The organism is Pedobacter sp. AK013 (assembly GCF_014205835.1).
Taxonomy (GTDB): Bacteria; Bacteroidota; Bacteroidia; order Sphingobacteriales; family Sphingobacteriaceae; genus Pedobacter.
Genome location: NZ_JACHCQ010000001.1, coordinates 109,073 through 128,291, shown reverse-complemented (window position 1 = coordinate 128,291; position 19,219 = coordinate 109,073). Strand labels below are relative to the sequence as shown.

General features: G+C 36.1%; 19 protein-coding genes and 1 pseudogene. 1 reads left to right on the top strand and 19 read right to left on the bottom strand.

The window, feature by feature from the left end; translation table 11 throughout:
• Nucleotides 1–39 precede the first annotated feature (39 nt).
• Entirely contained in the window at nucleotides 40–735 is a 696-nt protein-coding gene (pepE, locus tag HDC90_RS00545) for a dipeptidase PepE (RefSeq protein ID WP_184462781.1), read from the bottom strand.
• Nucleotides 736–957: 222 nt separating this feature from the next.
• Between pepE and HDC90_RS00540 the strand changes: the two genes are divergently transcribed.
• Complete coding sequence (locus HDC90_RS00540; protein WP_184462779.1) at nucleotides 958–1,584, top strand: bifunctional 2-polyprenyl-6-hydroxyphenol methylase/3-demethylubiquinol 3-O-methyltransferase UbiG; 627 nt, start codon at nucleotides 958–960, stop codon at nucleotides 1,582–1,584.
• Nucleotides 1,585–1,709: 125 nt separating this feature from the next.
• Here the strand turns inward: HDC90_RS00540 and HDC90_RS00535 are convergent, their stop codons facing one another.
• The 18 genes and pseudogenes from HDC90_RS00535 to HDC90_RS00450 all read right to left on the bottom strand — a co-directional run bounded on the left by HDC90_RS00535 (nucleotide 1,710) and on the right by HDC90_RS00450 (nucleotide 19,217).
• Entirely contained in the window at nucleotides 1,710–2,318 is a 609-nt protein-coding gene (locus tag HDC90_RS00535; protein ID WP_184462777.1) for a polysaccharide deacetylase family protein, read from the bottom strand.
• A 2-nt stretch (nucleotides 2,319–2,320) separates the two neighbouring features.
• Entirely contained in the window at nucleotides 2,321–2,872 is a 552-nt protein-coding gene (locus tag HDC90_RS00530) for a WcaF family extracellular polysaccharide biosynthesis acetyltransferase (RefSeq protein WP_184462775.1), read from the bottom strand.
• 7 nt (nucleotides 2,873–2,879) lie between these two features.
• Nucleotides 2,880–3,500 carry an exosortase Y gene (gene xrtY, locus HDC90_RS00525; protein WP_184462773.1) on the bottom strand — a complete coding sequence of 207 codons (621 nt, stop codon included), beginning with the start codon at nucleotides 3,498–3,500 and terminating at the stop codon, nucleotides 2,880–2,882.
• A 79-nt stretch (nucleotides 3,501–3,579) separates the two neighbouring features.
• Nucleotides 3,580–4,437: a glycosyltransferase family 2 protein gene (locus tag HDC90_RS00520; RefSeq protein ID WP_184462771.1), complete on the bottom strand. Its 858-nt coding sequence runs from the start codon at nucleotides 4,435–4,437 to the stop codon at nucleotides 3,580–3,582.
• Entirely contained in the window at nucleotides 4,437–5,633 is a 1,197-nt protein-coding gene (locus HDC90_RS00515; RefSeq protein WP_184462769.1) for an XrtY-associated glycosyltransferase XYAG1, read from the bottom strand. The genes HDC90_RS00520 and HDC90_RS00515 overlap by 1 nt, the downstream gene beginning before the upstream one ends.
• The gene (locus HDC90_RS00510) at nucleotides 5,634–7,028 is read right to left on the bottom strand and encodes a hypothetical protein (protein ID WP_184462767.1); all 1,395 of its coding nucleotides are present in this window, start codon (nucleotides 7,026–7,028) and stop codon (nucleotides 5,634–5,636) included.
• Nucleotides 7,029–8,003, bottom strand: a complete 975-nt coding sequence (locus HDC90_RS00505) for a glycosyltransferase family 2 protein (RefSeq protein ID WP_184462765.1) — start codon at nucleotides 8,001–8,003, stop codon at nucleotides 7,029–7,031.
• Nucleotides 7,994–8,659 (bottom strand): class I SAM-dependent methyltransferase, encoded by a 666-nt coding sequence (locus HDC90_RS00500; protein WP_184462762.1) that lies wholly within the window; start codon nucleotides 8,657–8,659, stop codon nucleotides 7,994–7,996. Before HDC90_RS00500 ends, HDC90_RS00505 begins: the two co-directional genes overlap by 10 nt.
• Nucleotides 8,646–9,404 (bottom strand): glycosyltransferase family 4 protein, encoded by a 759-nt coding sequence (locus HDC90_RS00495; RefSeq protein WP_255497422.1) that lies wholly within the window; start codon nucleotides 9,402–9,404, stop codon nucleotides 8,646–8,648. The genes HDC90_RS00500 and HDC90_RS00495 overlap by 14 nt, the downstream gene beginning before the upstream one ends.
• A gap of 391 nt (nucleotides 9,405–9,795) precedes the next feature.
• Nucleotides 9,796–11,088, bottom strand: coding sequence for a glycosyltransferase (locus HDC90_RS00490; RefSeq protein ID WP_255497421.1), 1,293 nt, complete (start codon nucleotides 11,086–11,088; stop codon nucleotides 9,796–9,798).
• A gap of 4 nt (nucleotides 11,089–11,092) precedes the next feature.
• Complete coding sequence (locus HDC90_RS00485; protein WP_184462758.1) at nucleotides 11,093–11,821, bottom strand: glycosyltransferase; 729 nt, start codon at nucleotides 11,819–11,821, stop codon at nucleotides 11,093–11,095.
• Nucleotides 11,818–13,059: a hypothetical protein gene (locus HDC90_RS00480; RefSeq protein WP_184462756.1), complete on the bottom strand. Its 1,242-nt coding sequence runs from the start codon at nucleotides 13,057–13,059 to the stop codon at nucleotides 11,818–11,820. The genes HDC90_RS00485 and HDC90_RS00480 overlap by 4 nt, the downstream gene beginning before the upstream one ends.
• A 35-nt stretch (nucleotides 13,060–13,094) precedes the next feature.
• On the bottom strand, nucleotides 13,095–14,258 hold the full coding sequence (locus tag HDC90_RS00475) for a glycosyltransferase family 4 protein (protein WP_184462754.1): 1,164 nt from the start codon (nucleotides 14,256–14,258) through the stop codon (nucleotides 13,095–13,097).
• Nucleotides 14,251–15,285: a glycosyltransferase family 4 protein gene (locus tag HDC90_RS00470; protein WP_184462752.1), complete on the bottom strand. Its 1,035-nt coding sequence runs from the start codon at nucleotides 15,283–15,285 to the stop codon at nucleotides 14,251–14,253. The genes HDC90_RS00475 and HDC90_RS00470 overlap by 8 nt, the downstream gene beginning before the upstream one ends.
• Before the next feature lie 404 nt (nucleotides 15,286–15,689).
• Nucleotides 15,690–16,224 (bottom strand): annotated as a pseudogene (locus HDC90_RS25630) (glycosyltransferase).
• 55 nt (nucleotides 16,225–16,279) lie between these two features.
• Entirely contained in the window at nucleotides 16,280–17,215 is a 936-nt protein-coding gene (locus HDC90_RS00460) for a glycosyltransferase family 2 protein (protein WP_184462750.1), read from the bottom strand.
• Nucleotides 17,216–17,230: 15 nt separating this feature from the next.
• On the bottom strand, nucleotides 17,231–18,151 hold the full coding sequence (locus HDC90_RS00455; protein ID WP_184462748.1) for a glycosyl transferase: 921 nt from the start codon (nucleotides 18,149–18,151) through the stop codon (nucleotides 17,231–17,233).
• Nucleotides 18,132–19,217, bottom strand: a complete 1,086-nt coding sequence (locus HDC90_RS00450) for an acyltransferase (protein WP_184462746.1) — start codon at nucleotides 19,215–19,217, stop codon at nucleotides 18,132–18,134. Before HDC90_RS00450 ends, HDC90_RS00455 begins: the two co-directional genes overlap by 20 nt.
• Between the last annotated feature and the right edge of the window lie 2 nt (nucleotides 19,218–19,219).

The following is a 19,219-nucleotide window of genomic DNA, read 5'->3' as shown; positions in this document are numbered from 1 at the left end:
TTTGAGTTTTTATTTTTCGATCGTTCTTCAATAAATTAATTATATTAACGTACTTCCTGGTGGGCACTCATATGGGGCTTTGCCTGCTTCAAAAATTCTCGTGTATTCGCTTCCTTCCGTAGTGATTTTGTCACCTAATATCCTAATCCAATTGCCTTCGCGTAAGCCGATTACCTTTATGTTGTTCTGTGTTAGAAACTCCATAATTCTAGTTTCCCTTGTTTCTCCGTTATGTTTTAATTCGGGGTTTGGATCGAGATAATGAGGATTAAGGTTAAAGGGAACCAGGCCTATGCATTCGAATGAGGGGGGATATACAATAGGCATGTCATTGGTGGTTTTCATATTCATACCGCCTATATTGCTTCCGGCGCTACAGCCTAAATAAGGTTTGCCCTTTTTAATGTTTTCACTTAGGTGTTTCATTAGCCCCAGCTCATGAAGTGTTTTTACCAGAAGAAAGGTATTGCCTCCGCCGGTAAAAAATCCTTTGGCTGCATCGATAGCGCTAATGGGATCGTTAAATTCATGAAGGCCTTTAACCCTGATATTCAGCTTCGAGAAAAAATCCCGCGCTTTGTCTGTATATTCTTCGTGCGAAATACCTCCGGGCCGTGCAAAAGGGATAAATATAATTTCATCTAATCCAGCAAAGAACGTAATCAGCTCATCTTTTAGGTATTCAAGATAATTACCGCCAAACAGCGTAGAGGTAGAGGCTAGGATAACATTCATTTTGGTAGATTTCTTTTCCAGTTTTAAAAGCTTGTTTTGCAAAGTTAAAAAATGAATAGACTTTTGGGTTTAAATGGAAATTCAGTTCGATTTTAAAACAAGAAAAAAATATTTTTTATTGTTTATCTCTCCACTAGTAAAATTATATTTGTTTACAAATATTATGATCCTCAAAAGAACCATCTTTCGGAGATTATTAGTCGATCAATCCCGATTTTTACTATGGAACTTCTTCTCGATAAGATCAAAAATAAATTCAGGCGTTTGCTCTACACTTTCGTATTGTCTAAGTTTGGCTTTGGTAACCGGGTATCTAAATCAATATGGGAAAAACAGTTTGGAGGGAAAGACTGGGATTATCTTTACGCTGAAGCTGAAAAAGATCATTATTTAGCTATTGTAGACCTGTTTAAGAAGTATGGATCGGATAAGGTTTTAGATGTGGGCTGCGGACAGGGTGTTCTTTATCATTACATTAAAGCAGCGGAGGCAGGGCCATTAAATTATCTGGGAATCGATATATCTGGCAATGCAGTTAGAAAAGCAAAAGCTTCATTTCCGGAGACTAACTTTCAGCAGTTAGATTTCGATTACCAAAAGCTGGAGGGAAAGTTTGACGTAATCATCTTCAACGAAACCCTGTATTATTTCAACAGACCATTATCAATCATTCAAAAATGTATTGATGAAAACCTCAACAATGGTGGCTATTTTATCATATCCATGTGCGATTTTACTGGCCATGAAGTAATTTGGCAGAAACTAAAACAACGGTATCATTTTCTTTCCATTGAAGAGATCATAAACCTGAATCAACAGAAATGGAAAATAGGCTGCTTTAAGCCTTAAAAAAATTCTGAAGTGAAAGGAGGGGATCAAACAGCGTGCGCATGAGCTGATAGCTTTGGCTGAGTTTAAAAGAAATGGATTTGGCCGTATCCGATTGGTGTATGCCGATCCTGCGCAGGGCAAAATTACTTTCTTTCGCCTGGTAAATAGAAAGGCCATACCTGTAACCAGTCTGCCTTAAAAGTTGTCGGTAATTTTTTGGTACATCCCCATAAGGGAAGGTAAAGGTATGTACTTTTTTTTTCGGTTAATGTTTCAATAATCATTTTAGATGCCGAAATCTCTTCTGTAAAATTTTCAGCGCTAATTTGGCTAGCCCTTAAATGATGTTGGCCATGGCTTGCAATTTCCATGTCTTTGCTGCCGAGATACTGTAATTGTGCTGTCGTTATTAAAGCAACTTTTGAAAATCCCTGCTCAGCCATATCCCAACTATTATAACCCCCAATCTGGGCCGTTGGGATAGAGAAAACGGCTTTCATGTTCCTGTTGAGTAATTCTGGAACCGCAAATTCAAAAAGTGCTGCGGGGCAGTCGTCAAAACTCAGTATTACTGATTTTTGATGTATAGCGCCATTTCTTTCTTCAATTTCTTCAAAAGTAGTGGTTTTAAGTCCTTTATGCTCAATAATATCAAGCAGAAGTTTAAATTTTTCAGTGTCAATGCTCCAATCAGCTATCCCCGGGTCGGGAAAATCATTAACATGATGAAGCATGATAATTGGAACAGGCATTTTTAATGAATTTCGCGCTCCTTAATTTTAACTGCAGGGTTGCCTTGATAAATTGAATAAGCAGCCAGTGCCTTTGTGGCTACACTGCCCATGGTAAGTACAGCATGGTTATGCACCTTTACACCCGGGCATATCTTTGCTGATGCTCCAATCCAAGCTCCATCTTCAAGCGTAATGGGCGCGGTAAACAAATCGAAACTTGTTTTACGGTAATTATGGTTTCCGGTTATCAGCATGGCCTGTTGCGAGATACAGCAGTTATCGCCTATGTATATAAAGTCTAAATTCTCGATGTAGCAGTCTGCAAGCCAGCTATAGTTACCGATAACGAGTTTCCATGGGTATTTAACATATATACCTGGCTTAATCCTGACTTCTTTTCCAATTTTTGCCCCAAATAACCTCAAGAAAAAAACAAGGATACTACTTATTGGGATAAGCTTAGTTTTAAAGAAAAACACATCCGTGAAATACCATAAAAACTGTTTTAAAGCCGAGGCTCCGATGTGGAAATTGCCTGTGTTAAAGTTTTTATTTAGTTGTGTCTTGTTCAATGTAGAATTAATCTTGCTTAGATTGATCGGTCTTTTCGTTTTTTCCCCTGTTAACTCCTTTTGTATTTTTCTTGATCCAGAGGTATAACATTACAAATATGCAGATATATACAATTACGTTAAAGATCTCGTGATGGTAAGTAAAGTTTTGCCTTTGCGATTCGAAGAGGCCAAGCAGAACACCTAACCCTGCAATGCGACAAACATTTAAAATATAAATCGTCACAATCCCGATAGCCAGCATTTTAAAGGTAGATTTCCATGGAGCTGGAAATGCCAGTACAAAGGCCGCTAAAAAACTCATCACGCCAAGGCCGAGACATGAATAATTAATCCGGAGATAAGGCCCTGCAACAACCATTACATCCGTTTCGTTATAGATGGCGTAAAAACCGAAGGCTTTGATAATCCATACCGCAGGAACAATTAATGCTGTTCTTAAGCCTTGTATATAATTGAAATGCTGAGTAATGTAATCATTGTAATATCTTGCACCCGGTGTAGTTACGCTGTTCATCAATAGGTTGCCCTGACTAAACAAAATATATAATATGAAGAGCGCGATTATAAATTTGATCGCTTTTTTATTTGCTTGTTTTCTGGCTTCTTTGGTCTGGATTTCGTTCATATCTTCTTCGGATGTACAAAGGTAAGTTTTTCTGATTTAAAGCGTGATGATTACAATGTGATGGATGTAAGGATATAGATCATGATTCATTCTGCTTTCGCAAAGCCAGAATTTTTCTATCTACCAGTTTTCTAAACCAGAGCCCTTGCAGATAATGGAATTTTCTGGCCGTTTTATTATCGAGTATGCCGAATTGAAATACCATGCGGTAGCTATAGTATAAATAAGGGCGCAATCCCAATGGAAATTTCCACCAAAGCCTTTTTAACCAGGCTTTCTTTTCGTCCGGATTACCCCAGATATTAGGTTTTAATGTTTGGGTCCGTAGCTTTTGCATCCGCTCTATTTCTTCCTGGGCAATCAGATCGCTATACTTTTCGTGTTTTTTAAACCAGAAATCGATATTATTCTCTTTAAGATTTTCTTCCAATAAGTGGCCCTTTTTCCATATGACGGTTTTGCCCGGGACAATAAAGCGGTGATCCATATTCTCATTTAAATCTGAATAACCGATTCCGGTTCTGAACATCTTTAATAAATAAATAGGGTAGTAGCCTCCATAGCGGATCCAATTGCCCTGAAAATAGTTTTTCCGGTTAAAGTAAATTCCGTTTATACCTTCAAAATCTGCGGCATTAAATTTTTGGAGGTAATCAAAAAGTTCTGGCGTTACCACCTGATCTGCATCCAGTCCAATAGTCCAGGGCGTTTTAACGTCGAAGTTTTTCAAGGCAAAATCCCATTGTTTAGGATGATTGATAAAAGCATTGTTTTTTACTTCTGCACCATATGTTTTGGCAATGTTTAACGTTTCATCGCTACTTCCGCTATCCAGAATAAAGATATTGGCCTGTAGATCTTTAATGGAGGCCAACAAACGGGGAAGATGAATTTCTTCGTTAAAAGTTAGAATGATAAAGCTGAATTCCTGGTTCATTAAGTCAATCTTTTATACAACTCCAGGTATCGTTTTGCCAAAACTTTATCGTTAAAATCTCTCCTGATGATTTCAGGTGCAGATTGCTTTATCTTTTCTCTCGCTTTTTGTGCGTGATACGCGTTTATTAATTTTTCTTTAATATCGTTTACTTCCAGTGTGCACACCCAGCCCAATTGCTGTCCGCGTACATAATCTGATAAACCTACTCGATCAGAGATTAAAACAGGTGTGCCTGCACTTAAACTTTCTATTACAACATTGGCAAAATTTTCGTTAAAAGAAGTTAGTACCAATAAATCGTGCTGTGCCATTAAACTATATTTATCCTCATCGTTTACCTGTCCAATCCAATGGATAAGCTCGTGAATACCTAAATTTTTGGCTTTTATTTTTAAGCTTTTTATGTATTCCTCTTTCCCCGAGCCAGCGATGGTTAACTCCCAGCTTATCTCCAGTAGTGATAAAGCATCGAACAGCAACTCAAGTCCTTTTTTTTCTTCAATGCGCGACAGGAAAATCAAGCGGAAAACTGTTGTATCGTTATTGTCAATTGCCAGCGGAGAACTGCCAACTGATTCCTTTACATTAACCAGGTTTGGGATTACCGTAATGCTTTTCGGCGTAACAATTTTAAGTATATCTTGTTTCTCTTGTTCGCTAGTGGCGTGGATATGGCAGTATTGTAGCAGTTTTTTTCCGATGAGGTTATGAAGCAGTTTTTTAGAGAATGAATTGCGGTTATTCTGGGTATAAGTGGTGAGCATTCCTCTGGGCGAAAGTACTACCGGTATTTTGTACCATTTAGCTATCCAACAGCTTAAAACCGAAACCAGGTTCCACCAGGCATGGATGTGTATTACCAAGCTGTCATTCTGAGTGTAACGAAGAATCTCTTTCCTTAATCTCCACAATAATCCAGGCGAAAAATGGCTATGATCTTTAGTTAAACGTTTAAAATAAATAACGGATACGCCATCAACTGAAACGGATTTGTTTGTAGTTACATCCAGTTCGTTTTGTCCGTTTGCAGTAGTAGTAAGTACCTGGAGGTTAATATCGCCATCGGTCATCCGCTCATCGCTTTTCGCCGCCCGCTTAACGCTAAGCGTTTCGCATAGTTTACCAACGCTTTGTATAGGCCCTCCATAAATATAGGCTGGTTTGTAGGAGGCTGTGATTTGGATGATTTTCACTTAAATCTTGATCTGTTGCAAAAATCTTTTAAGCGCAAAACGGCGGATGAGTTCATAGATCAGCAGGTACATTAACAATCCACCGATGAGCTTATTCAATGCAGACTCAAACAGGTAAATCAGGATAAATAATGGTATAATCATAGCTGTACCGATTAGTTTATCAGGGCTGCTGGTCATTACATATTTATAAACTAAACCAATGAGTAAGCCATAAACAAATAAACTGATAAACATTCCTGGCATTCCAAAATCTATATAGTTTTCCGTCATGTAGCCTAGGCTGATAGATGTGGCAGACTCGGCCCCAGCTACTTGCATTCCTGAATATTTTCGCGTTGTTTCCGAATCATCAATTATTTGTTTATTCGGGAAAAAAATTCGAGGCTGAAGTACCCGGCCAATAGCATCTCCCCAAAGGCGACCATGAGTATGAGGCACCACTCTAGGTACATAATCAATTGTGGCAGAAAAAAAATCTATATAAGAGAGGCGTTCAACCGTTTGTTTGAAACCAGCGTCAATGTTGCGTTGATCAACATTTTGTACCAGTTCGTTAAGTTTGGACAGTGATTCGCTAGTTGTTCTTATTGAGTTTTGTGATACCGTTCCTCCATTTAAATAATTACGATATTCTGGCTTTACGTATTGCCAGATAATAAGCATATATACAAACATCAGGCCGAGGGCTGCTAATGGAAGTATTTGTTTAAAGTTTAGATTTTTAAAGTATACAACTGCTAAACCACCAAAAAGAACTAAAAAATAATCCTTGAAATTTGAGAAAAACCCCGTTAAGCTCAAGACTATTTCCAGACCTGTAATTAGAAAAAATAATTTATACTGCCTGGTAAATAAGGTACTCATCATAAAAGTGAAAAATATCATCCATTTAAAGTCAGCAAGTTTAGTAACCGGTTGCTGAAGCCCACCCGTTGAATAGGAGTAGTTTAGTATAAAGGGGTATAATAGCGTAACAATTAGGTACATGGGGACCAGTTTTCTTGAATCGTACCTTAAAGCTATCTCCGCATAATCGGTTTTTTCTACTTTGTAATTTTTAATAATGAAATGAATACCTGCGGAAACAGACAAAATTCCAAATAGACTTGCATAATAGGTTTTTTCAATGTTCTTGTAATTGTCAAATACTTCTATAAAATCCAGCTGCATAAAATTAGCATAGAATATTTTAACAGTAACTGATAGCCATTGTAGACAGAAAGCCATAAACAAAAAGGGACTTTCATCGACCTTCCATAGCAATTTAAACAGTAGGAATGGCAATAGTATAGCACAACCAGTAGCTAGCGGATTGTAGCTGGTAGCAGCATAAATGAGCAATAAAAACATTAATATGATCCCAGCTTTCCCTATTTCTTTAAAATTATCCATCTATCTGTCTAAAACATTAATGTAAAACTTATTATCTAGCTTGATTGCCCTAAGTGTCCTAACAATCATCCATCTTAATAACAGCCCGAAAATACTGGTTTCAGTTTTCAATAGATGAACCAATTTCCTGCTTTCGCTAAATTCTTTAACAAACAGCAGATATAGCAAGTCGTTAAAGTAGGTAGGCTGTGTTTTCCACCGCCAAAAAAGTTTTGCTTTTTTAAATTCATTTTCATCATTTCTGAGCAATGAAACAATTGCCTTTTGGATAGGGATATCTTCTTCAATTCTTAAAGCTATACTTTTAAAATTTCTACTAAGCTGGCCACTATGTAAGCGTAAATAAGTCAGTTTTTCTGTAATTCTGCCGATACTTCCCCGAGCTGCCAATTTAGTCCATAAATCGAAATCGGCACTTAAGACTAATTGTTCGTTAAACAGACCAACGGCATAAGCATGATTACGGTTTATGGTTACATTCGAAATATTTCCCGGTATACATCCCCACTTTGACGAGATTTTAGCATAAAGTTTGGTGTCGATTAATGCTGGAGTCCCATCGATTTTTTCAAAAGGCTTTATAATCCCCTTTTCATTAATATATTCCACGTTGTGATAACTCATGGTAAGATCTTGGTGTAGCTGATGAAAAGAGATACATTTTTCAAGGCAATCAGGCATCATTACATCGTCCTGTGCCCATAAATGGATCAGCGGCCCATTGCTTGTTCTGATTAGCTTATTTAATGTTTTAAAAAGGCCTAGATTTTGGTTATTCTTAAAGATTTTTACTCTATTATCAGTAATCGTTAGTTGTTTTAAATATAAAAAACTTTCGTCTGTTGAGGCATCGTCACAAATAAGCACTTCGTAATTGGATATGGTTTGGTTTAAAATGGAAGAGATAGCCTCTTCTAAATAGACTATTCCATTATAAACAGGTAGTACGATAGAAATCTGTGGGATTATTTGCATTCCAATTCAAAGATAAGTTCGGAGCCGAATAAACCTGGAGACAACAGATATAGGAAATTATTGGTGAAATTTATTGCTTTTAATCCAATTCTTCGGATCAGACTGTATAAAGGTGGTAAACCGTTTACAGTAGATGACTTGATATTGAAATTATAACTCTCGAATAGATGTTTAGCCGATTTGATCGTATACCACCGTAAGTGGGTATAATCCATAATGCCATCATTCGTGTATTCAAACTTACCGAATAAAAGCTTAGTCCTGGTTTTGTAATACATAATATTGGGTAAGGCGATGAGGATGGTTGCCTTATTTTTTTTTGCCAGGGTATAGATATCAGCTAAAAGCTTTTCTGGAAATGCAATATGTTCTAAAACGTGTGAGCATAATATATAACTATACTCGTTTTCTTTGACTTCGCTTGGCAGCCCACTTTCCAGGTTGAAGTTATAGGTATGTCTGCAGTATTTCGCAGCAAGTCCAATCTCATCTAATGAAATAGTAATACCGTCAACAGTATGTCCACTTTGTTTCAATAATCGAGCATTATCTCCTGCTCCACAGCCTAAATCTAATATTAAACTAGGTGATTTTTTGATTAATTTAATAATGCCTAGGTTACCGCCGTTGGTATATGTTTTATCAGATACTTGCATAAAGTTGCTGGATAAATTTTTGTGATTGTTTTTCAAAAGACCAGGATGCAATAATTTCTGAGGAATTTTGGCCTAGTTTTTTTAGTTTTTCTATATCATTTAGTAAAAGAAGTTTCTCTTTGAGGTCGTCTATTTTTTCCGATTTAAATATAAAACCGTTGTAATTTTCCTTCACTAAATCTTGCCAACAACCTACTTTATTTGAAACTAAAACTGCTTTTTTCGCAGCCATAGCCTCATTTACCGATAGCCCCCAGGTTTCATTGGGCCCTTTAGAGGGTAAACAGAATAAATCACAGGCTTGGTAAACCACTGGCATGAAGCTTTGATTCTGAAAATCGAGAAAATGTATTCGTTTAAAGTTTTGGTCATTTTGGGCCGTTTTTTTTAAAAAATCTTCTAAATGACCATTGCCAACAAATAAAAGGTGCATTGTTGAGATATTAAGTTCAAGAAAAGCGTTCAACAATAATGCTGGATCTTTTTTCTCTTCTAATTTTCCTGCAAAAAGAATTAATACATCATGGGTTTCAATCTCCAGTTTAGTCCTTAAGGTTAGCGCTTCGCTATTACGGTCTTTACCAAACCGATCATTGTCTACGGCGTGAGGGCAAAAAAACAGCTCTTTTTCCTTTAAGCCAAAATGTTTAAAATAGTCTTTATTTGCAATGCCTACATAAAAAGCCTTATTTACTTTACTATATACCCAATTTAAAAGTATTTTTCGTGCTGTTTTTTTTAGCATCGATTGCTTATCATTTAAATTGGAATCGCCTCTGAACCAGATCGGAATCTTTTTCTTAAAATACATCATTGCCTTAAGGTGGCTGTAATAGGCCCATCCGTAAAACAGTATTGCATGAGGTGCGAAGCTTTGTATCTCATCTATCAGGTTTGGATTAACAATGCCAGTGAAACGGTTAGGACTGGGATTTTTAGCTCTGTTATCGATAAAACTATAATTATAGCCAGATAGGAGAGGAATATCCCATTTCACATCCCGTTGAAAACCAATATCGAAATGTTGATCTGAATTCCCAAGTGTGTAAAAAACCTTTAAATCACATTGCTTTGCTAACCTTTGAAACAAAGGACTGTAATACTGTATAGGATGCGAAATAATAATGGCAAGTTTTTTATTCATTGACTATTTGATCAAAGAGGTTGCATTGTCTCTCAGTTGTTGCCTTGGCACAGTATTTTTCAAATTCTTTCCAATCTGTTTTAGGCTTCTGCATACTGTTATTCGCAACGTCCCTTAGAAAATTAAAAATGGTACTAACCGCAGATTTAAAGTGCAGAATATCTGCGACATAACCTGCCTTGCAGTCGATAATTGAAGATGAGGCACTACTTTCAGGGTTAAACACTGCAAGAATAGGTTTTTCGATCAGAATGTACGGATATATTTTAGAAGCTGTGTAGGCGGGTTTTTTATGTCCAGGGATGAATAGTGCATCTGCACACTGTAGATTAAAAATACTTTCATAAAAAGAAATGCGGTCGGTCTGCTCGGTTACGTATTTACCCACACCTAATTTTTCTGCTACACTATATAATGTTTTGGTACCACTGCCCAGTGGGGCATAGCTTGTTCCGATAAAGTGAAACCTTATTTTTTCAAAAAGGTCGTTTTCCTTTTTTAATCCGATCTTAAAACCTTTCATTAAAAGCATAACCGCCCATTGCATATCAAAGCCTCCTCTGCCAACATATACAATGTGTTTATATTCGGGGTTAAGATCATATGATGGCTTTAACTGCTCTTTATAGTCCTCAGCAATTTCCAGATCTTTTCTAAAAGCACCGAAAGTAATGGTGGCTGAAGGGATATCCCTTAAATGAGGATACCTCGTGATAAGGTCGTCAAGGTAAGCATCTGAAACGGCCATTAGTCCATCAACGGATTTCATTGCGACTGGTTCCAGGTACTTATCCAACCTGTAAGAAAACCAATATTTTTTTGGCCGTTTGTGCTTGGGTTTATCTTCGTAATAGTTCGTGAACCAGGGATCTTGAATGTCTATAATAAAGGGAATTCCGAATTTTTTCTTCCAATATGGTCCTAAAATACAAACAGGAAATTGGGTAGTCGAAAAGAAGATAAGATCAAAGTGTTCACTTTTTAGAAGCTTATCTACATACTTTTTATAATGCCAAAGCGATCTTAATGCAATACTTCCCAAACCGATTTTTATTGTCCAGTTCTTTGGAAGTGCGTCTATGTGATGGATTTTGATGTTTTTAGGGATAGACTGATTTAATAAATAATCGAAAACAGCATCAGTATATTTTTCTTTAACAGAAACTACTTCTGCTTCCCAACCAAAATCTTCGTAAAAAGGTAAGCTCATTCTTACCCTTTGCATATCTGCCGCATTTGAAGGAGCAAAATACGGTGATATGATCAGTACTTTTTTTTTGTGCATTTAATTATTTAAATATCTTCGAGAAAAATGATGGATATGGACCTCTAATTAAATGTAATCCATATGCATTCCTGATATTTTTTTTATTTTGGTTTGCAAAGGGTAGAAGTAAGCTCACATAATATTTTAATCTAAATAAACGGTTATTTTTCCATTTGTCCCAACCCTCACCATTTATAAAATATTCGAGTATAGGTTGGTAGTTCCATCTGGAATCCAGTTTGTAAATCTTATTTCTAGTAAATAGTACATCATTTAATATTCCCTGGTCGAACGGTCCCCAGATTTTACGGTCGCTGTCGTCTTCCACTCCATAGGGGTATATGCCTTTTTCGTAAGCAAGATCTAAAAGTGGCTGAGCTTGTTTATCGAAAACCAAAAATCCTGTGTTTGCGGTCCATTTTACATGTGCAGCCTTTGTATGCCGTTGTTCTGCATCCATACATGCACCAACAAATCCACTCGGAACCTCTTCCATTGCAGGCGCTTTTTCGCTGAAAAGCAAATCATCATCAACAACAATATACCTTTTGAACTGAGGTAGTATCTGATGTACCTGGAGCTTATTGAAATGAGGCGGTCTATTAAGTGGATTGTAAGGTTTTTTTAAAAGTATACTGCTGTAACCATGTTTGGCAGCCCACGCGCTGAGTCGAGGAAAAGTATATGAACTCAAATGCTCACGGTTTCCTATCGACACCATAACAGCTATCGTATCATGTGCTTCAATCATAATTTAAAATTTGATTTTAAAGTATCAAGAAATTTAATCTTCTCTAAATCCCAATTGAAAAGGTTTTCGCCCAACCAAATGTTGTATTGCTTTGCTTTAACCAGCCTTTCGGGGAAAAGTTGATAGTTTTTTAGCAGGTTGGATAGTGAATGCATATCGCTATTTTGATATAAACCTCCCATGTTGGGGTATTGCCTAAACAAATCTGTTTGTGCAGAGGTGTCGCTTGCTACAACAGCCAATCCGGCCTGGATATAAGTAAAGATTTTATTGGTTAAACAGATATTTCTATTTAGGGGAACACTAAGTTCAGATGCAATACCAATATCAAAATTGGTGGCCATTTCAAATATTTTGTCAGGAAACACAGGGTCATAAAAAATCAGGTTTTCTTTTTTTAAACCTTTGTTTAAGAGAAACTGTTCAATCTCTACTTTCATTTTTAGGCTAACATCTCCTAAAAGGTGCAGTACGGGCGATTTATCTTCCAATAGCGACATGGCCTCTATAATATTTTCTAGACCTCTACCTGTACCAATAGTTTGTGAAAACCAAAAGAGCTGGAGTGCCCTGTCTTTTTCATCTGTTTTCTTTTTGAATTGCTGTTTGGGGAAAACATTTAAGATTGTTATAAATTGCTTTAAATATATTTTCTCGTATGCTTTTCCGATTAAAGCACTCGCAGCAGTTAAATGGCTGGCAAAAGGTATGTACAGGTTTTCGATATGAACTAAGCTTTCTCTTTCAGTGTTGCTAAGCCCTTCCTCCCTATGAAAGTCTTCGGCGTCAAATCCAAACCTGGCATTCTTCTTTCGTGCTGCATCAGCGGCTATTGCCAACGCACCAGAGTTGTGCGCAATATAAAGGTCTGCTTCTATTTTAAGTGCCTGCCAGTATTGCCAAAGGTAATGTCTGTTAAGCGTTATTTTATGTAATGTCGTACATTTCGTAAATGCCTTGAGTAAGCCTTGGGATAATTTTTGGACAACACCAGAAGAAATACGGAGTAAGTTCTTTTTCTTCACCCAATTTAAGCGGTTATAGGTTAAGCCCGGATATTTTAAGAGAAGCTGCTCATCATCTGTTAAAAGATAATCCATATACTGGGTAAAAATTATATGCACCTTATAACCTGCCTCTAATAATGCCTCGGCTTCCTTTATTAGCCGGGGGTTTGTAGCGATATGACCAGGGGTAATTAGGCAAATTCTTATATTCCCGTTTTCCCGATTATACATGATGGCTTTTTAAAAAAGAGGTAGTTCGCTCTAAATTATAGTGAATTGACAAAATGCGCAAGTTTTTCGCCATATTGGTCCCATGTAAATAATGCAGATCTGACGATGGCATTCTCGGCCATTGCATTTAGCAAAGGTTTATCAAGGTAAAGGTTTTCAATTTTGCTGGCCATTGCCTGCGCATTTTTTATCGGAACGATAAAACCTTCCTTTCCATCTTCTATAATAGCATCAGCACCTGCATTAGGAGTACTGATAATGGGAAGGCCACAGGCCATTGCTTCTAATTGTACCAAAGCTAGGCCTTCGTCTAAACTGGGCAATACAAACACAGAGGCTTTATTATAATAGTTTATTAACTCTTGATGAGGAATGTAATCATAATGCGTAAATAAATGTTTGTACTGATTATAATAAGGCAAAAATTGATCTTCGACTTTACCCACTAAAATACACTTAATTTTATACTGTTTTTCTAATAGTTGCAGTGCCTCAAACAAATAAAACTGACCTTTTCTCACCCCGACAGTTCCCACACAGATTACAATAAATTCATCTTTATTTAGGTACTGTGGTGTAAATAAGCCCTTATTCACTCCATATGGAATGAGGATACATTTTGATTCGTCGATCCCATTTTTAACAAAAGATCGGATTACATGTGCAGAGGGACAGAGCAGATAATCAGCTATTTCTGCTTCAGCAAGCTGTCTTTTAACGATGAAATCGGGGGTAGGGTTCTTAAAGCTTAAACCCAGGTTTCTGTATTCTTCCTCTAACAGTTTGTTTTGATACTTATTACAGGAACCACATTCTTCTACCAGGGCTATTCCACCATTTTTTTTTATGGTTTTAATAGACTCAAGTGCAGACCAGGCCCACGCTAAAATGATGCTGCTTTTTTTAAGATTTTTTGCCGCAAGCTTATCGAACAAGAGCGGCATATGGTTATCTAGCCATTTAACTAGGAAATTGGAACCAGAAAAAATCCTTGATAGGAAATATGCAGGGACAAAAATAGGTGCTAAAAATTTAATCCTGCTTTTTTGAATAGCAACCCTGTTAAGATATTTTTTACTTGGGTGGGATGTAATAACCCTTTCTAATAAATGATGTTTCTGTAGCTGAAAGGCAGTATAATCAGAATGAAATTTAGTGCCGCAGGTAACAGTAACTTTTTTATTTACTTGCTTATTCATTTTGGTTGATCCGATCTGTATATAGGTTAATATATTGCTGGATAATTACTTCTGATGAAAACCTTTGCTCTGCATCTTTTCTCACATCCTTTCTACTAATCTCATGTATTTTTTTTACGTAATCGATCATTTGGTCACAATTGGTACACTGATAACCATTTTTTCCGTTTATGATGATTTCGGGCACTGACCCACGGTTGAAACCAATTACAGGTGTCCCACAAGCCATTGCTTCTGCCATCACTATCCCAAAAGGCTCATTCCATTCTATGGGCATTAGGAATGCAGATGCCTTGCCTAGTAAATCATTTTTTTGAGTGTCATTTACAGGGCCTATATAGGTAATCTGCTCACTTAATTCAGGTTTAATCTGTGTATCGAAATAACCTTGATACTTTGACGGGATATTTCCAGCAATTATCAGTTTTTTACCTGTTCTTTTAGCTACTTCAATTGCAATATGAGTACCTTTTATAGGTTCAATTCTTCCTAAAAAAACTAATGGAGCATCTGTTGGCGCAGCCTCTTTAAAATTATAAATACTTAGATCTACGCCATTAAAAATAGGGTAGGCGGGGGCATGTGGTGTAATTTGATTGCTAATGTAAGCACTGCAACCGGTAAATGCTAGGGTATTTTTTTTAGCTATTTTTGCTGCTTTTTTAATTTGAGAAATGCTAGGCTCTCTCTGGTAGCTCATTAATTTAGGGATTTTTAATGGTAACTGAGGTAATAGGTACAAAAGCCTACCAAAGCTATGCACAATATCATAATTTCCGTTATATAACTCTTTGTTAATGAGAAAGGCATTTTTAACGATATCCGTTTTACGATGGCTAGTTTTGCCACGATAAGGAAACAATTTAGCTTTTGTTTTAGAATCTGAATGTGCAAATAAACTAACCTCATGCCCTAAGTTAACGTACCCTTCAATTAACATATCGATAATACGTTCTATTCCACCATAAAGTAGAGGAGGAACAGGTAATTCGGGATCGGCTATTAATGCTATTTTTAAAGGTTTCATTAAGTTAAATTTCTATACTATCTATTTTTCCTTATTTACCCATTTAAAAGAAACGTTTCAACATAGGCAATCTTCGGAGTACGCCTTGGAAAATTCTATTTTCTTTTACTAATCTCTCATAATCATACGGGCCATGAATAGTCCATTGCCTATCATGGTCAGTTTGCCATAACGCTTTAATTGTAGGGACTTCATTGTATGTTTTAGCATCAGGATGGACCTTTGCAATAGATAAGTATGCATTCAAATATTTTTTCGTACACCTCTTGCAATCCGCATACAAAGTTCGAAATCTAAAGTGCAATTCAGTTCTTCCCACAATGGTTGGTGTATTTCTTTCCGCCAAAAAACTGAAGGTTGGGGAAGACCAGGCAAGGGTAGGAAGCGGTCAACAATTATAGACGTCATAAATGATGAGAATTCACTGCTTTTAAATTTAAACTATTGCCATAAACAAATTGAGCATTGGATTTAATAAATGTCATGGCAATCTTTTTAAGAGAGCCATTCGTAAAGGTATCATCGCTATTTAGCCAGCAATAAATCTCGCCACTAGCTAGGCTAAATCCGTTATTTATTGCATGACTCTGGCCACCATCTTTTTTTGATTCCCAGTAGCTTAACCATTTATTATATTTGTTAATGATCTTTTGAGTTGTCGCTGCTGAATCCATCCATCACAATATATTCTAAATTAGGATAGTTTTGCAACAGCACACTTCTAAGTGTTTCTTCAAGATAAATACTCTGATTATATGACGGACTTACTACGGTTATCTTTGGCCATGATACTCTTGCGTCATAAGCTTTTGGATTTACTTCAACATCCCATGGCCATCCAGTGAGATTGGTTGTATTTGGAAGGTCGATTAACAAACCATTTTTCGAAGTAGATATTGGTGTTAGGGTATATGTTGTTCCTTGCTGAAGAAATAGCATCCGATATTCATGATAGGATGGAAGAGGTGGTTGTTTCATAACTTATTTTGAGAGGTTAGCCTATATTCTTTAAACGTTTGGTAAGTTTCCAACCCACAATAGAAGCGAGTATTCTACTTTTCCCACCTGCTGGGAATCTTAAATTTGAACCTCCCAATGCTTGAATTAATTGCTCAGTCTGTTTAATTAATTTAGGCTCGTAAGGATAAGTTTCATAAATAAAGTTTTGTAGTAAGTTAGCGTAACAAATATTAAGTTCTTTAGATATTTTAAGTTTAGATTGAGCTGATGTGATAGATCGAACTAGAGAATTATATAAGGATTGATAAGCAAGACTTCCTTTCGTTGAGGAAAGACCACTAATACCCGACCGATAATAAAATACACTTCTTGGATTATAACGAATTATGCTGCAGTTGGAAAAAATGCGAGTATAAAATGTAAAATCGTCATTTAAATTTAAGTCTTCATCCCATAAACCTGATTGGTCGATCAAATGCCTTGGCATTAATACTCTTCCTGGACAGGTCATATGTGAATTATTTATCCAATAATGCAAAATCCATTGTTCAAAACTTAAATCTGTTTTAACCTGTGAATCATCTATGGTAATCGTAGATAGATTATTGTGATAAAATCTACCCCAAGTACACACTACTACTTCTTGATCTGTTTTTAAAGTTTGGAGTTGTGTTTCTATAAAATTTTCTGGAATCCAATCATCAGCGTCGAAAAAACCAACAAAATTTCCTTTACTTAATTCGCATGCTTGATTTCTTGCTGCTGCTGCGCCTTTACTTTTTGCAGTTTCGAAACGAATGCGTTGGTCTTTTTCTGCAAATTCTTGAATAATTTTTACACTCTCATCTTTTGAATGATCATCAACAACAATAATTTCTAAATTTTTATGACTTTGATTAATTAAACAGCTCAAAGTCTCAGCTAAATAAGGCTGAGCATTATGACAAGGAATACAGATTGAAACTAACATAAGTTTGGGAGAGAATTATAAGAAGGCCTTCCAGTCATTTTCAAAATAATGCCTCTTCGATAGATCCACATAATGATGTAATTTACTCCTATTGAAAGTACTTCCCCGTTCATGGGGATTTACTATATATTCCTCTTTGTTTAAAATGGTTTTTTTTTGATTTGCGACTACCATTACAGAAAGAGCTTGCTCCAGAAAATATGAGGCCCCTTGTTTTTCTTCTAATGATTTCGCCCAGTTTTCGATATTATTCCAATTAATACTATTAGAATTTACACCAAATGTGCCAACATTCATTAAGTTTGGAATTGTAAAACCGCATAAGGTTTCCATTAATGCTTTGTCGTAGCCATAAGACTCCTCACTATCTAACATATAAATGCATCCATTAGGGTTTTTTAACCAATCAATTAATTCAGTTGGTTCATTCCAAAAAAGCATATCAGAATCCAACACCAATTTAAAAGGGTTATCATCAATGGTATGAATGTCTGTCAACTTTTTGATATGTGGATATATCTTTCGTTTTTGATGTAAAAACGGATACGCACTTGTAGGTAATTTAAGTTCTAGATTATTCTCTATTTCATTTTTCAAGATCAATTTCACATTTGGCATTTGTTGTTTTACCTGATTAATTAAATCTTGATCAAAGCTTCCATCATCAATTAAAATGAACCGGAAGGTTTCTTTGCAAGATTTAGTCAACGATAAAGCACAGAAAAGGGTTTGATACAAATACTTCTTGCCGGTTAAAAAGTAAATAGGAAAGCCGTTATGATTTGAAATAATTGGCGGTAAATTCTCGCTGGCTTTTTGCATTTGTTTTTTCGAAGCCAACATTCGCCAATAACTTAAATACCCCCCAAAACGCTGAATAGTTTTCCAATTTGACTTTGGATATCGATAAAGGTGATTAACTAGCTTTTGAAACATGGGGTGATATTAATGAAGTAGGTGTAGGCTTAAGGCTATGGATTAATTTTCTTCCAATTTTTTGAAATGGTTTTTCTATTGTTAAATAGAAGAAGTATGCAATTAGTAATGTAGTAATTGCAAAAAGAATAAAATTATAGATAAAATTAGCGTAAGAATTAGTGAATATATTATTGAGATGTAAATCTCTTAACAAAAATATAACCCCGTATTGGCATAAATACGCACTGTAGCTTACTTTACCAATGAATAGGAATAATTTATTTTCCACCCAAGTCTCACGCTCTAGTTTTGCTAATATGGCAATTGATAGGGCAAATACAGCGGCAACAATAATATGATTACTAAAGAGAGGATTTTTTGTAAATAGTGCAAATAATACTATTGCAATAAGGATATACAAACTTTTATAAACATGTTTTAAATCTTTCGAACCGTTTTGCAAATAAAAATATAGGACAAAACCTATTGCAAAAATGGGTAGTTGGTTAGGAAACCAAAAGTAAATAAATGAACCATCAGCAGCTATGTCTGAAAGCATGGGTAGTTTTAGTAGATAAAAGCAGAAAGCCTTAAACAAAAATGAGAAGGACAGAAATAAAATCGACTTATTTAACGTATTGATGTACTTGAACAAGAAAGGCACCATTAGGTAGAAAAACATTTCAATACCAATAGACCAACCTCCCGGCACAATGCTGTTGATACTTTTTGGCGCAAAACCATGTAAGAAAACAAAATTTAAGACTGTTCCACTACCCCAGTAGCCGCTATAGAATGAATAGAAAAGAATAGCAAAATAATATGCCGGTGCAATTCTGAAGAACCTACGTAAAAAGAAATCAGTTTTTGTCTTTTTTTCAAGGCTAAGCGTGTAAAATAGTGTAAAGGCACTGATAATGAAAAATAGTTGTACACCAAATACGCCCGAGGAAATGAAATGGGTTAACATAGCGGGAAAGCCAGAGGTATTAATTAGATCTGTGGAATGAACCATCATGACCAGTAACACTGCAACGCCTCTCAATGCATCTAAATAGCGTAATCGATTTAAATTATTAGACATCA